This is a genomic window from Cypionkella sp., assembly GCF_030652235.1.
GTDB lineage: Bacteria > Pseudomonadota > Alphaproteobacteria > Rhodobacterales > Rhodobacteraceae > Cypionkella.
This window is the reverse complement of sequence record NZ_JAUSBA010000008.1, coordinates 48,553-61,275: the sequence shown is the minus strand read 5'-3', so window position 1 is coordinate 61,275 and position 12,723 is coordinate 48,553. Positions and strand designations below refer to the sequence as shown.

Here is a 12,723-nt window from a genome sequence, read left to right as displayed (position 1 = left end):
GCATGGCAAAGTTGTCCGCTCAGATTGCCCAGTACCGCTATGTTCTGGTCAACACCTTGGTCAGCGTGGTCGCCTTTGCGCGCAACATGATGTTCATGGCAACGCTGGGGCTGGCTGATCTGGGCCAGATGGCCCTGTTGCAGACCATTGTGATGCTGGTCGGTTTTGTACAACTGGGCATGATCAACGGGGCTTTCGTCCTTTTCGCAGAGGACAAGGTCGAGCAGACCCGTCGCGTGGCCAACGCCTTGCATCTGGGCATCGCCCTACTGGCCGTTCTGGCCGCCCTAGTTGCGCTGGCCGGGCAAGAGTGGCTGCTGATCCCGGTCGTGGCCCCTGAAACGCTGATCATCGGGGTTTTCGCCGGGCTGGCCACATTGGCCTCCACCTGGATGAACAACCTTCTGATTGCGAAAAAGGCGCTTGGCCACTCGAACTTGATCAACATTGCTGCCGTGACGGTGTCGCTCGTTGCGGCGGCGGCAAGTCTGCGCTTTGGTCTGACGGCGGCGCTGGCCTCGATGCTGCTGCAGCCCGTGCTGGTGGCGGTTGGCGCGTTGATTGTCGAACCCCTCTCGCGGCCCAATCCCAAACGCCCCGATGCGGCGACGCTGCGGCTGATGTGGTCGCTGGGGATCATGCAGTTTCTGGGCGGCCTGTCGCTCTTGCTGACCTACCAGATCGAGCGTTGGTCCATCACCCTTCTTCTGGGCGACGCCCAACTGGGCCAGTTCTATCTGGTGATGATGTTCACGACCTTCTTCCAACTGGTCCCTGCGGCGCTGCTGAACGTGCACCTGCCGCAAACGGTGCAGGCCGACAGCCGCGACCGATTGGCCCAAGTGCTGCGCCGCCATCTGAAAGAAGTGATGGTCTATGGCATCGCGGTCTTGCTTGTGACCGTAGCGCTGGTCCCCACCGCCGTGCGCCTGCTGGTGCCGCAGTTTGAACCCTCGATCCCGCTGCTGTTGCTGGCCATTCCAAGCCTGATCATCATGCTGCAACGCGACAATGCGACCCTGGCGCTGTATGCCTCGCGCAGAATGAGGCCTATGCTGGTGTCGGGCATAATTCTGTTGGTCTGTTACAGCGCGGTTTTGGGCCTGATCGTGATGCTGGGGCTGTTCTCGCTCCAGGCGGTTGTCATCGCCCGAACTGTGGCAGTGGCAGTTTCAGCGGTTTACCTTTACTGGCAGTATCGAGTGATCATGGCAGAAAGGGGTAAGGGCAGTTGGCGACGTCGATCAAAGGGCTGATCCGCCCTCCCATCTTGGCTGCCTACTGGATGATCATGAATCGCCGTCGGCAACACCAGGTCGAATCCTGGAACGTCGGACGGCAGGCCCGCATCGGCTATCGCGCCATCGTTCGGGCCGGGGTCGAGATGGGTGGCGATGTGGTCCTGGGAGACTACTCTTATGTCAGCGGCCCCCGCAGCTATGTCGAGACGGCCCGGATCGGCAAGTTCTGCTCGATCGCGCGTCAGGTGGTGATTGGCCCCGGCAACCACGATCTGGACGCGGTCACGACGCATCCGTTCCCGATCTCTCCGGCCTTTGGCGGTCTGGTCGCGGCGACGCAAAGCCAAAAGCAACGCCCGCCACGGGTGATCGGGAACGATGTCTGGATCGGCATCAACAGCGTCATCTTGCGCGGGGCCACCATCGGGGACGGTGCGGTGGTCGCGGCCAACTCGGTCGTGGCGGGCGATGTGCCGGCCTATGCCATCGTTGGCGGCTCACCTGCCCGCCTGATCCGCTACCGATTTGACGCCACCACCATTGCCGCACTACAGCGCATTCAGTGGTGGGACTGGAGCGAAGACAAATTGCGCAGTCATGCCGCCACCTTCGGTGACACAGCAGAGTTTGTCAGGCGGTTCGGCTGATGCAGGCCCCGGTCTTCCCTTCGCCCACAGCCGACCCAAAGCGCTTCTTGCGCAGGTTCATCCTGTTTGGTGCCATTCTGCTCAGTGGTGGCAATCTGCTGATTCCGCGTATTCCACTGGCTTTGCTGATTCTGGCCTTGGGCGCGCTGTTTTTCGGCTTTCTGTCGGCGAAGGTCAGCAAAAGCAAAATGTCGGTCTATCTGTGGCTTGCTTTGGTCATGCTGTTTGCTTTCGTGCGCATTCAGGAAATCGACCTGCTCGCCAATGTGACGCGCGGGGTCAACTTCATGATCGGGTTGCTTTTGCTCAAGATCTATTGGTCCGAAAATCGCATAAGGCTAGAATCTGATTTATTGTTCCTGCTGTTGCCCATGGCATTTCAATGCATTGCTACCTTTGCGATAAGTTACTTTGCCCCCGGATTATTCACGCTCATCCAATCGGATCGGCAACTCCTTTACACGCTGATTGGCGTGTTTAATTTCAGTGTGCCTTTGGCGACGCAAGGCAGCTTTATGCGACCCATGGGGTTCTTCTGGGAACCTGGCGTCTTTCAGCTCTATCTGAATGTGTTGCTGTTCTTGCTGTTCGCAAGACAGGCCAAGTGGCATTGGATTCTGGCGACCGTCGCTGCGATCTTTCTAACTCAATCGACAACCGGCATCGCGACAGCTTCGATTCAGACCGCCTATTTCTCCATCGTTCCAATCTTCACGCGGGGACTTTCAACGCGCAGACTCGTTATGCTTTTTGTTATCCTAGTCGCTATCCCTGTCTTTTACCCCTCGGCCGAACAAAACATCGCAGCGAAATTAACGGGCGACCGGTCTGGGTCGACCTCTGCACGAAGCTATGACTTGGAGGTGGCGGTTGACATTCTGGCTGAACATCCCATAGTTGGCATAGGCTTCAACGACCGCGCGTATCTCAATTATTTGAAGGTCAACAACACAGATACTTCCACACTCAGCGATCAGGATCAGAATGGTCGTTACAACACAAACGGTGTCATAGTTGTGCTGTTCTCTCTCGGTCTGCCTTTGGGTGGCGTCTATCTTCTGTCGATATTCCGCCAGCGATTGTTTGACCATCGCCTCATATTTGGTGCGATACTTCTGCTGTCGCTTCTGGCGGAACCGCTCAGCTTTACCCCGTTTTTCGTGCTGTTTGCCTTCAACGGCCTAGCCTTTTCACCCCGGATCAAATACTCCCTGCGCCCAGAAGCAGGTGGCCAAAGGCTTGCGCCCGCAGATGCCGTTTGACCGAAGCGGGCAATGGACGGCGGCACATCTCAGGATATCACACACAGATGTTTACCCTCTTTCGGTTTCAAAATCTGGCAGCCCGCGTTTTGTTCCGCATCACCGTAGCACCGTTCTTTGGCAGCTTCGGCAAGCGTTCAGCGGTTTTGCGGCCGCGTGGAATCGAAGGGATTGGCAGGATCAGCATCGGGAACAACGTCTACATCGCGGATGGCGCGTTGCTGGCTGCGGTGCCGCATACGGGCGTGGATCGCTGCGAGCTTCGCATCGGAGATGGGTGCAAGTTTGGGGCGCACAACCATATCTACGCAACCCGTTCCGTGATCTTTGAAGATGAAGTCCTGACGGCAGGCAACGTCTATGTTTCGGACAACGGCCACGGCTATGACTTGCCCGACACCCCCATCCTGCGCCAGCCGGTGCAACAACTGGCACCGGTGCGCATCGGGCGCGGCAGTTGGCTGGGGCAAAACGTCTGCGTCATCGGGGCCAGCGTGGGACGGGGCTGTGTGGTCGGGGCGAATTCCGTCGTGCTGTCTGATCTGCCGGACTACTGCGTTGCCGTTGGCGCTCCGGCCCGCGTTGTCCGTCAATTTGATGCCGCCAGCGGGGCATGGAACCGCACAGGCCAGCCAGATGCCATTTCAGCTTTGAATGAGAAAGGCTGACACATGAAAATCCTGTTCGTCGGCATCCAATACCACGCCTACACCCGTGCGATCATTGACGAGATGCGGTTGCTGGGGGCCGAGGTCACCTATGTCGACATTCAGCCCCGCAGCGTGGCGCAGAAGGTGCTGCGCACTTTGGCCCGCCCGCTTTATGAGCGGTCGGTGGAACGGCATCTGCGGGCTGCGGTCGATGCGGCGCGGGGCGTGACCTATGACAAGGTGGTGTTTCTGCAGGTTCATCAGATGGACCTCGCAACACTGGCCGCGCTGCGCCAGTCTCAGCCGCAGGCCGAGTTCACCCTGTACAACTGGGATGCGATCACCACCCATGACTACCGCGCCCACACGGCGCAGTTTGATCGGGTGCTGACCTTTGATCGCCGCGACGCGGCGGCGCATGGGTTCGGCTATCTGCCGCTGTTCTGCATCCGACCTTGGCAGGGTTTGGGCCATGGCGCGCAGCAGTCGGTCTATATGGTGGGCAACATCGTCCGGCTGGGCCGCTATCACGCGGTGGGCGCTTTTCGCGATTATTGCGCGCGGCACGGCGTCGCCTTCCGCCAGCATCTGAAGATCAGCCCTGTCGTGCTGCTTCACATGCTGCGTGCCAGAATTTGGCCGCGGGGCGTGACGCTGAGGTCGATCCCCGAGCCCGAGTTTCGCGCGATGATCGCAGCCAGCGCGGCCGCCTTCGATTTCGCCAATCACAGCCAGTCGGGCCAGACGATGCGGATGATGGAAAGCCTGTGCGCGGGCAAGAAGATCATCACCAACAACGATTGGGTGCGGCAAGAGCCGTTCTACACCCCGGACCGCATCCATGTGTTCCAGGATCTGGACTTTTCGGGCATAGACGCCTTTCTGAAGGTCCCCTTGGCCGATCCCGAGGCGCGCTTTCCCGAATATCAGGTCCAAAGCTTTGCCCGTCGGCTGATCGGTCTGGACCCGGTTCTTTCCTTGGGGGGCGGCCATGACTGAACCTGCGCCGCGCCGCTGCCTGCTCATCGCACCGCTAACCTTTTACAGCTTTCACCGCACGCTGGCCGCTGCGTTGGAAAAGCGCGGCTATCAGGTCGATCTGTTGAACGAGGAATTTCCGGCCAATCCGCTGGGCAAATTGATGGGCAAGCTTGCGCTGCCCCTGCTGCGCCGCACCACCTTGCGGCGGCTGAAGGCGCAGTTAGACGGCCGTCCGTCCTATGATCTGGTGTTGATCATCAAGGGCCGGGGCCTTGGCAACGCGGCGTTGAGCTATTTGCACAGCCGGGCGCAGCGGATCGTGGGATACAACTTTGACAGCTTTGCCTTCAACCCCTCGGCGCGCGACTGGTATCTGCGTACAGACCGCTACGCGACCTTTGACATCGAAGATGCTGCCGCAACGGGTCTGCCCTTGGTGCACCTGTTCAGTGCGGTGTCGGCGGTGCCCGACTCCCCGCGCGCTTATAATGTGTCGATCATTCAGCGCGTGCATTCCGACCGTCTGAGCTATGCCAAACGGTTGCTTGAGGCGCTGCCTCCCGGCTGGACGCCTTTTGTCTTTCTGTATGAAAGCAGCCGCCTGCTTTTTCTGCTTGGGTTTGTCCGCCAGCCGATGCTGTACCTGCAGCTGTGGCGTCACATCTCTTTCACGCCACTGCCCTATGCCAAGGCGATGGCGGCGCTTGGGGCGTCGCGCGTGACTTTCGACTATGCGCATCCCCGGCAAAGCGGCATCACCGTGCGCTGTTTTGAGGCGCAAGGTCTGGGCGTGGCGATCCTGACCAACAACAGCGCGGCCGTGGCAAGCGGTATCTTTGCGCCGGGCGCCATTGCGCATCTGGGCGCGGATGCCACGCAAGGACAGTTGCGCGCCCTGCTTTTGGACCTTGCGCGCCACTGCCCCGCGCCCCAAACCCGCAGCGTGGACGATTTCTTTGATGAGTTGCTGGCCGAAGGCAAAAGCCCAGCCGCGCTGAAACATGGATTTGAAGGAGAAAAGGCATGACACGCATTCTGGTCACCGGCGGCGCAGGTTTCATCGGATCGAACCTTGTGGCCGAACTGTTCCGCCGTGGTCACACCATCACGGTGCTGGACAACCTGTCCCCGCAGATTCACGGCGACAACCCCGATGACTCGCCGCTGTTTCAGGCGATCACCGGCAAGGCGCGGTTCATCAAAGGCTCGGTCACCGAGCGCGCCACCTTGACAAAAGCCATGCACGGGCAAGAGGTGATCGTGCATCTAGCCGCCGAAACCGGCACGGGTCAGTCGATGTATATGGTCGAACATTACACGGCAGTGAACATTCAGGCCACGGCGATGATGCTGAACATTCTGGCCGAACAGAAGGATCATGGAGTCAAACGGATGGTGGTGGCCTCATCGCGGTCGATCTATGGAGAGGGCAAGTATCTGACCGCCGATGGGTCGCCGGTCTACCCTGTGCAACGGCGCGCCGCCGATATGCAGGCCGGTCAGTTCGATCTGTATGATGCGCAGGGTCAGGCTTTGACGGACGCCGACACCGACGAAGAATCGCGCATCCATCCGTCTTCGGTTTACGGCGTCACCAAGCAAGTGCAGGAACAGCTGGTGATGACGGTCTGCCCGACCATCGCCATCGAACCCGTGGCGCTGCGCTATCAGAACGTCTACGGGCCTGGACAATCGCTGTCCAATCCCTATACTGGGATCTTGTCGATCTTCTCGAACATCATCATGCAAGGCGGTGAGATCAACGTCTTCGAGGACGGGCTGGAAAGCCGCGACTTCGTGTTCATCGACGATGTGGTCGACGCAACCTGTCGGGCCATCGAACTGCCCGCCGCTGCCGGTCAGGTCTTCAACGTCGGTTCTGGCGTGCGCACCACGGTGCTTGAGGTAGTCAACCAACTGCGCGTGGCCTATGGCTCTGACACCGTGGCGCGGGTCACCGGCGCGTTCCGTCTTGGTGACATCCGTCACAACAGTGCCGATCTCGGCCGCATCCGCGCGGCTTTGGGTTTCGAACCTCGCATGTCATTCGCCGAAGGCATCCGGCAATTTGCGGGCTGGGCGGCGAGACAAGGCCCCAAAAGCAGCGCCTATGAACGATCTTTGAACGAATTGCGCGAACGTGGCCTGATGCAGGACACCACCGAAGTCGCGGCCGCAGGTGCCGGGACGGAGACGGCACTATGAGCATTCTGGTGGTCGGCGGGGGCAAGATGGGCATGTCCCACCTTGCCTTGATCGGCCGATATGTCGGCAAGTCGCAGGTGGCCCTGTGCGACACCAAGCGGGTGACCCGCATGGTGTTCCGGCTGTTGGGCTACCGCACCTTCGCATCGGTCGATGACGCCTTGCGCCGGTTGGACAAGGTAGACGGCGTGCTTATCGCCACGCCAACTCCGGTGCACTACGGTCTGGCCCGCTGGGCGATTGCGCAGAAACTGCCGTTCTTTGTGGAAAAACCGCTGACGCTTGATATCATCCGCAGCAGCGATTTGGTGGCCTTGGCCGCCCAGGCCGGAGTTGCGGCGCAGATGGGCTTTGTGCTGCGCTATGTCGCCACCTTCCGCCATCTTCAGACCCTTGTGGAGGATGGTCGATTGGGTGCGGTGCGGGGCTATGTCTCAACTATGCGGGGAAACGTGATCACCAAAGCGCTGGCCGACACAGACTGGCGCGGCGATTACATGCGCGGCGGCGGCTGTCTGAACGAATACGGCCCGCACATTATCGACCTGTGCCGGTTCATCTTTGGCCCAGTGGCGCAGATTGCCACGGCGACCGAAGGAAAGACCTTTTGCACCCGCGCGGATGATCGCTTTGACGTGCAGTGGCAGCATGTTTCGGGCATCGAGGGCCGCGTTGAAGCCGATTGGTGCGATGCCGCCAAGCGCAAGTCGGTGATCGAGTTCACTGTCGATTTCGAACATGCGAGGGTGCGGGTCGACAATTCGGCTGTTGAAATCGACTGGCACCTCGATGCCTCCCTGCCCCAAGCGGTGCGGGATGAACTGGACGCGCCGGTGCGCCAACCCAACGTCGGCTTTTATCTGCGCGGCGAAGAATTCTCGCTTGAGATCGAAGATTTCCTGACAGCCTGTCTGGGGCGCGACTTTCATGTCGATCCGGCCTGCCGGAACGGAAAGGCCCCCGACCTTGCGGATGGCTTTGAAGTGGATGCGCTGATCGACGCCATAGCCGGAAAGGCAGGCCTGAAATGACCTATGGCCGCGCCGTTTTCGGTGACAATCAGTTTCTGGGCGTCAACCACGCCAATCAGGCCAAAGCCGCAGAGTTGTTCCAGCGTTTCAGCAACCCCGACCAGATCATCGAGGTGCTGGGGGCCGCCTATGATGCCGGTCTGCGCGACTTCATGTTCACCACGCATGAACGCTACGATCTGGTCTTTGACGAGATCCGCCGTTCCAACTTGTTCAAGGGCATGCAGTATACACCGTGTCTGCCCTATGCGCACAAATACTGGAACCGGCTCAGCAATGACGGGCTGGTTTCGGCGGTCATCATGCCGCTTTGGCAGGCTAATCCGCTGGGCATCTTGCCGGCAACTTTTGGGATGTTGCTGGGACGCACTGGGGCGCTGATCTCGCTTCTGACGCAGATCGAGATTCTGATGTGCAAGGGACTGCCCATGCGCGGCATCTTTCTGCAAAATGCAGCAACTGATTTCCTGCTGGCGATGGAGCGTTACCGCGAGTTGGAGGGCTTTGCCCGCGCGGTCGAAAAACTGGGTGCGGTGCCCGGTTTCATCACCATGAACCATCCCGCGACCGTGCAGGCGCTTACGGAAAGGATAGGTCTTGACCGGCCTTGGGTTTGCGCAAACTACAATCAAGGTGGTTATCGAATGAACCCGTCGTCACAAATGGTCAGAGCCTCCTTTGCCTCCGGCAAGACACGCAACATTGCGATGTCGGTCTTTTCCTCCTGTAAAGGCTTGGCACAAGACGCGCTGAATGACACCTTGCGTGCGGTTGATACTGGGGTAGTCGATGCAATCTTGTTTGGGTCATCCAACCCTAAGAACATTGTTGCAAACGCGGAAGCCATTCAACAAAGGTGAATCATGAAGATCGAGACGACAGCCTTGGATGGGGTGCTGATCCTGATGCCGCAACGGGTCGGGGATGAGTGTGGCTGGTTCAGCGCAACCTATAATTCGGCGTGCATGGCGACGGCTGGTGTGCCTGTCGTGTTCGTACAGGACAATCATTGGTTGTGCCGCAAACTTTCGTCTTCCTACGGCTTGGCGGACATGGAATTGTTGTCAGATGGTTGCAGGGCGTGGCATGCGAGGACTGTCGAGGTGATTGATTTTAAGGGCATTCAGTTTCCGAAGGTGGTGATCGGGGTCTGATACCAACGGCATTTCGGTCTGATTCTTTTGGGATTCCCAAGCCTCGCGAAGTCTGAATCAATGCCACCTGAAGGACAGGAGGCAGGCATGGCAGGGATTGCGATCACGCGGCGGGAATTGACGGCGACGGAGTTGCGCGCGGCGGCGGGCAAGACGAAGGACTCGCGGGGCGCGCGGCGGATGCTGGCGATTGCGCTGGTTCTGGAGGGCGTTGGCCGCACAACGGCGGCGCAGACCTGCGGGATGGACCGGCAGACGCTCAGGGACTCGGTGCACCGCTACAATGCCGAGGGCATCTCCGGGCTTGTGAACCGGATTGTGCCGCACCGCCCCCGGCGGCTGACGCCCGAGCAACTGGCCGCGCTTGCGGCCTGGGTCGAGGCCGGTCCAGACCCGGTGCGCGACGGCGTGGTGCGCTGGCGTCGCCGTGACCTGCAGCACCGCATCAAGGCGGAATTCGGCGTCGTGCGGCACGAGCGCAGCGTCGGCAAGCAACTGGCGGCACTGGGCTTTCGGCGGCTGTCCGTGCGCCCGCAGCACCCGAAGTCGGACCCGGCAGCGCAAGAGGCGTTCAAAAAAAATTCCCCGAAGCGGTAGCGGCGGTGCTCCCCGAAGCGGCGAAGGGAAAGCCGCTGGATATCTGGTTCCAAGATGAAGCGCGCGTCGGCCAGCAGGGGTCTGTTCCGGGTGGGGGCGGAATCCTACGCTCTCATGAGCGTTTTCGGTTTTTCCGGCATGGCAAGAATACCCCGCCAGAGCGGGTTGGTCAAATCATGTAGCCTGTGCAGGCGCTGGAGACGGTTGGCCGAACCGATGGTTATCATGCTCTCATCCGCGGGCTGGATACCGCCTGACCAAATTCGATGTGGGCTTGCCTCTCTCTAAGGGCGGATGTTTTTCCCAACGTACGCCGAGGGTTCCCCAATCATGGCCCCCATCTCCAGCTTACTGCACAGGCAGGCTGGAACCTTGTCTCAGGTGGCGAGCGGTGTCTTGCGCGCGATGTCCCAGATGAAGCCCGCCAATTCACGGGCGATGGCGGCCAACACCCGAGGCTGCGGCTTCCCAGCATTTGACAGGTGACGGAACCGTTTGCACAGTCGGGTTTGGGCTTTCCATCCGATGTCGCGGATTTCCTGCGGCAGATGGGCCGCGCGTTTCAGATACGGGTGTCCTTCCTTCGGCATGTGGCGGTAGGACCACCCTGCTTCCACCAACATGGTCCGCGCAAGCGCATTGCCGCTCTTGGTCAATCGGCCACGTCGCGTTGTGGACCCGCTGGAATGTTCACTGGGAACCAGGCCGAGCCAAGCCATCAGCTGCCGGGGGTTTCCAAACCGCGTGATGTCGCCAATCTCGGCCACCACCGTCGCCGAGAGAACCCCAAAGCGTGGGGCAATCATGCTGCCATTTTGATTTCTCCGTCGGCTTTCATCCCCGGATACCATTGCTGGAACTTCGTGCGCAGGGTGCCATCCAGCGTGCGCGTGCGTGTTTGCAGCATGAGGTGAGCCCCTGTTTTTGACCACCGCATCTGCTGACGCTTGCAGAACCGCTTGCCCACGACGGTGTTGACGGTGCTTTCAACAAAACCTGTGGACACACGCTCGCCATAACGTCGCCGCTCTGCATAGTTGGGGATCATCCAAGCATTGTTGGCGATATAGGTCTGGAATTCATTAGCGGCTTTGCGCAGGGCCTTGGTACTGGCGTACCCTGTTTCAATCTCGTCAAGATCCATGACTAGGTCATCGATGGCCGCCTGCCCATCATGCAGGTTGCCATTCCATAGACACCCTTTGATCTGGCGAAGGGATCTGGCCATCTCCTCGGCTTCCTCTGGGCTCAGATGGGCAAGGCCTTTGACATACTGATGCATCACGGTGATGCGCATCGTGATATGGAACCAGTCCAGAAGATGCTCAGATGCAGGCGCCATATCACGAGCGATCTTGATGACGGTATCACCGCCATCGGTCATGAATGTGACCTGCTGGTTTTCCTGCCAGCCCTGGTCTTTCAGAATCTCATGCAATCGCCGCTTGGGCTTTTCATCATGGCTTTGCACAAGGCCAAGGTAGAGATCCGGGCGATCTGTAGGAATGGATTTGCCAACCATGACCTCAAAGTGAGATTGGCCTTTTTCGCGTGACCGAACATATCCACCATCAATGCCAACCGTGATCGGGCCTTCCGGATTGGGCAGGGCTATCGCGTTTGGAAATCCATGGGTGAAATACGAGAACATACTGGGAACAAAAGACGCGCCTCGTCGTGTTCGATACCGGAATCCCATGTCGAAAAACTTCAACGCGACCACCCAGACCCAAACGCGATTCCCCTGCCGGATTGGGAAGTCGGTCCCGTTCATAAGCGTTAGTCTCGACAAAGCTGTACCGTTCGTCCGCCAGTTCAGTTTCCATCCGGCTTGCTACACGCCCCAAATGCCTGCGCACCGTTTCCGCGTTTAGTCGTTTGTCGATTGGCAGCACGTCTTTGAGCAAATCTACCGTGACGCCATATGAGACCAAAGACGCCCACTTCGTTTCCAGCCAGAGCATTTCTGGCGCGACATGGTGGGGGAGCAGCTCTGTCAGCGGGCTGAACGTTTGGGCATATCCGGTATGGCAGCGGCAATGGTATAAACGCGGGCTGGATATGGTGATATCGCCAAAGACGGTTCGATATTGAATAGCCTTACTGCCTTTGCGCCTAAGCCTCCCTGCGCAACACGGACATGTGGAACGGTCGGCACAGAACGCCGCTGTTTGTGCGGCAACGATTTCTTGCTGCAAATTCAACAGCAACGCCTTGCTGTCTTCAATGGAGAGCCCTATCTCAGCGGCGCTTTCGAACCCCTTTTCAAAAGCTGCAATTTCATGCTCATGCACCACCCCATCTGGGGCGGTGATTGCAATCTTGATCGATATGTCCATCTCTGCTGTTCCCTCTTACCCTGCCGCGTCGCGCGCCCTCATAATTGTTTGCCTGCTGGTTTTGATGTCCCGTGCGATGGTAGAGACACTGTCGCCATTGGCCAGCCGTTGACGCACGAGATCATGTCGTTCGCCTGACAGCGCGGGCGGACGGCCCAAGGTTTTTCCCTCAGATTTCGCGCGGGCCAGCCCTGCCTGTGTGCGCTCAATCAGAAGGTCGCGCTCAAACTGCGCGACGGCGTTGATCACGCCCATCGTCAGCTTCCCAGCGGAACTGGTCAGGTTTACTCCTCCAAGGGCTAGCTTCAACTCGGACTTCGTGTTTCCAATATCCCCCCATATCGTAGATGTAGGAAAGCCTGTCGTTCCGGCAAAACCCAAAGCCGCTCAGTGGAACATCAGGACTCGCTGCATGCAATTCCCAAGACCCATAATCCACGGCGCGAATATCAAACTGGAACAGGTGAATGCCGTCCCATCCCATCGCAACCTGAAGTATCCCGTGCAACTCACGTAAGGTGATTGACGAAGAAACAAACACGCGTCGCCAGACCATCGGGCTGATCCCCAAAAGCCGAAGTTTGAGTTGAAGAATTTCTGACGGTACAGGCATCCA

At 59.0% G+C, this 12,723-nt stretch carries 12 protein-coding genes and 4 pseudogenes; 11 read left to right on the top strand and 5 right to left on the bottom strand.

Annotated elements, in window-relative coordinates; genetic code table 11:
* The first annotated feature begins 2 nt into the window (after positions 1-2).
* From Q7V03_RS01900 to Q7V03_RS01850, 11 genes and pseudogenes are all read left to right on the top strand, one after another.
* Positions 3-1,256: a lipopolysaccharide biosynthesis protein gene (locus tag Q7V03_RS01900; RefSeq protein ID WP_304923919.1), complete on the top strand. Its 1,254-nt coding sequence runs from the start codon at positions 3-5 to the stop codon at positions 1,254-1,256.
* A 35-nt stretch (positions 1,257-1,291) separates the two neighbouring features.
* The gene (locus Q7V03_RS01895; RefSeq protein ID WP_304923918.1) at positions 1,292-1,888 is read left to right on the top strand and encodes a CatB-related O-acetyltransferase; all 597 of its coding nucleotides are present in this window, start codon (positions 1,292-1,294) and stop codon (positions 1,886-1,888) included.
* On the top strand, positions 1,888-3,150 hold the full coding sequence (locus Q7V03_RS01890; protein WP_304923917.1) for an O-antigen ligase family protein: 1,263 nt from the start codon (positions 1,888-1,890) through the stop codon (positions 3,148-3,150). Before Q7V03_RS01895 ends, Q7V03_RS01890 begins: the two co-directional genes overlap by 1 nt.
* A 47-nt stretch (positions 3,151-3,197) precedes the next feature.
* Entirely contained in the window at positions 3,198-3,818 is a 621-nt protein-coding gene (locus Q7V03_RS01885) for a DapH/DapD/GlmU-related protein (RefSeq protein ID WP_304923916.1), read from the top strand.
* Between the two features lie 3 nt (positions 3,819-3,821).
* Entirely contained in the window at positions 3,822-4,799 is a 978-nt protein-coding gene (locus Q7V03_RS01880; protein ID WP_304923915.1) for a hypothetical protein, read from the top strand.
* The gene (locus Q7V03_RS01875) at positions 4,792-5,808 is read left to right on the top strand and encodes a hypothetical protein (protein WP_304923914.1); all 1,017 of its coding nucleotides are present in this window, start codon (positions 4,792-4,794) and stop codon (positions 5,806-5,808) included. Before Q7V03_RS01880 ends, Q7V03_RS01875 begins: the two co-directional genes overlap by 8 nt.
* Positions 5,805-6,986, top strand: a complete 1,182-nt coding sequence (locus Q7V03_RS01870; protein ID WP_304923913.1) for an NAD-dependent epimerase/dehydratase family protein — start codon at positions 5,805-5,807, stop codon at positions 6,984-6,986. The genes Q7V03_RS01875 and Q7V03_RS01870 overlap by 4 nt, the downstream gene beginning before the upstream one ends.
* Complete coding sequence (locus Q7V03_RS01865; protein WP_304923912.1) at positions 6,983-8,017, top strand: Gfo/Idh/MocA family protein; 1,035 nt, start codon at positions 6,983-6,985, stop codon at positions 8,015-8,017. Before Q7V03_RS01870 ends, Q7V03_RS01865 begins: the two co-directional genes overlap by 4 nt.
* A complete protein-coding gene (locus Q7V03_RS01860) occupies positions 8,014-8,877 on the top strand; it encodes a hypothetical protein (protein ID WP_304923911.1) in 864 nt (287 codons plus the stop codon). Before Q7V03_RS01865 ends, Q7V03_RS01860 begins: the two co-directional genes overlap by 4 nt.
* A gap of 3 nt (positions 8,878-8,880) precedes the next feature.
* Positions 8,881-9,171 carry a dTDP-4-dehydrorhamnose 3,5-epimerase family protein gene (locus Q7V03_RS01855; protein WP_304923910.1) on the top strand — a complete coding sequence of 97 codons (291 nt, stop codon included), beginning with the start codon at positions 8,881-8,883 and terminating at the stop codon, positions 9,169-9,171.
* 87 nt (positions 9,172-9,258) lie between these two features.
* Positions 9,259-9,854 (top strand): annotated as a pseudogene (locus Q7V03_RS01850) (IS630 family transposase); the annotation flags it as partial.
* Between the two features lie 291 nt (positions 9,855-10,145).
* Here Q7V03_RS01850 and Q7V03_RS01845 read toward each other — a convergent pair.
* The 5 genes and pseudogenes from Q7V03_RS01845 to Q7V03_RS01825 all read right to left on the bottom strand — a co-directional run.
* Positions 10,146-10,553, bottom strand: a pseudogene (locus Q7V03_RS01845) (transposase); the annotation flags it as partial.
* 17 nt (positions 10,554-10,570) lie between these two features.
* Positions 10,571-11,380: pseudogene (locus tag Q7V03_RS01840) on the bottom strand (ISKra4 family transposase); the annotation flags it as partial.
* A gap of 114 nt (positions 11,381-11,494) precedes the next feature.
* Positions 11,495-11,867, bottom strand: a pseudogene (locus tag Q7V03_RS23775) (ISKra4 family transposase); the annotation flags it as partial.
* 255 nt (positions 11,868-12,122) lie between these two features.
* Positions 12,123-12,416, bottom strand: coding sequence for a helix-turn-helix domain-containing protein (locus tag Q7V03_RS01830; RefSeq protein ID WP_304923908.1), 294 nt, complete (start codon positions 12,414-12,416; stop codon positions 12,123-12,125).
* Positions 12,331-12,663, bottom strand: coding sequence for a plasmid pRiA4b ORF-3 family protein (locus Q7V03_RS01825; protein WP_304923907.1), 333 nt, complete (start codon positions 12,661-12,663; stop codon positions 12,331-12,333). The genes Q7V03_RS01830 and Q7V03_RS01825 overlap by 86 nt, the downstream gene beginning before the upstream one ends.
* Between the last annotated feature and the right edge of the window lie 60 nt (positions 12,664-12,723).

Bases quoted from the DNA above. Each gene is read 5' to 3' on its own strand.
- Q7V03_RS01900 (WP_304923919.1), top strand. From the start codon at position 3: ATGGCAAAGTTGTCCGCTCAGATTGCCCAGTACCGCTATGTTCTGGTC.
- Q7V03_RS01895 (WP_304923918.1), top strand. From the start codon at position 1,292: ATGAATCGCCGTCGGCAACACCAGGTCGAATCCTGGAACGTCGGACGG.
- Q7V03_RS01890 (WP_304923917.1), top strand. From the start codon at position 1,888: ATGCAGGCCCCGGTCTTCCCTTCGCCCACAGCCGACCCAAAGCGCTTC.
- Q7V03_RS01885 (WP_304923916.1), top strand. From the start codon at position 3,198: ATGTTTACCCTCTTTCGGTTTCAAAATCTGGCAGCCCGCGTTTTGTTC.
- Q7V03_RS01880 (WP_304923915.1), top strand. From the start codon at position 3,822: ATGAAAATCCTGTTCGTCGGCATCCAATACCACGCCTACACCCGTGCG.
- Q7V03_RS01875 (WP_304923914.1), top strand. From the start codon at position 4,792: ATGACTGAACCTGCGCCGCGCCGCTGCCTGCTCATCGCACCGCTAACC.
- Q7V03_RS01870 (WP_304923913.1), top strand. From the start codon at position 5,805: ATGACACGCATTCTGGTCACCGGCGGCGCAGGTTTCATCGGATCGAAC.
- Q7V03_RS01865 (WP_304923912.1), top strand. From the start codon at position 6,983: ATGAGCATTCTGGTGGTCGGCGGGGGCAAGATGGGCATGTCCCACCTT.
- Q7V03_RS01860 (WP_304923911.1), top strand. From the start codon at position 8,014: ATGACCTATGGCCGCGCCGTTTTCGGTGACAATCAGTTTCTGGGCGTC.
- Q7V03_RS01855 (WP_304923910.1), top strand. From the start codon at position 8,881: ATGAAGATCGAGACGACAGCCTTGGATGGGGTGCTGATCCTGATGCCG.
- Q7V03_RS01825 (WP_304923907.1), bottom strand. From the start codon at position 12,663: ATGGTCTGGCGACGCGTGTTTGTTTCTTCGTCAATCACCTTACGTGAG.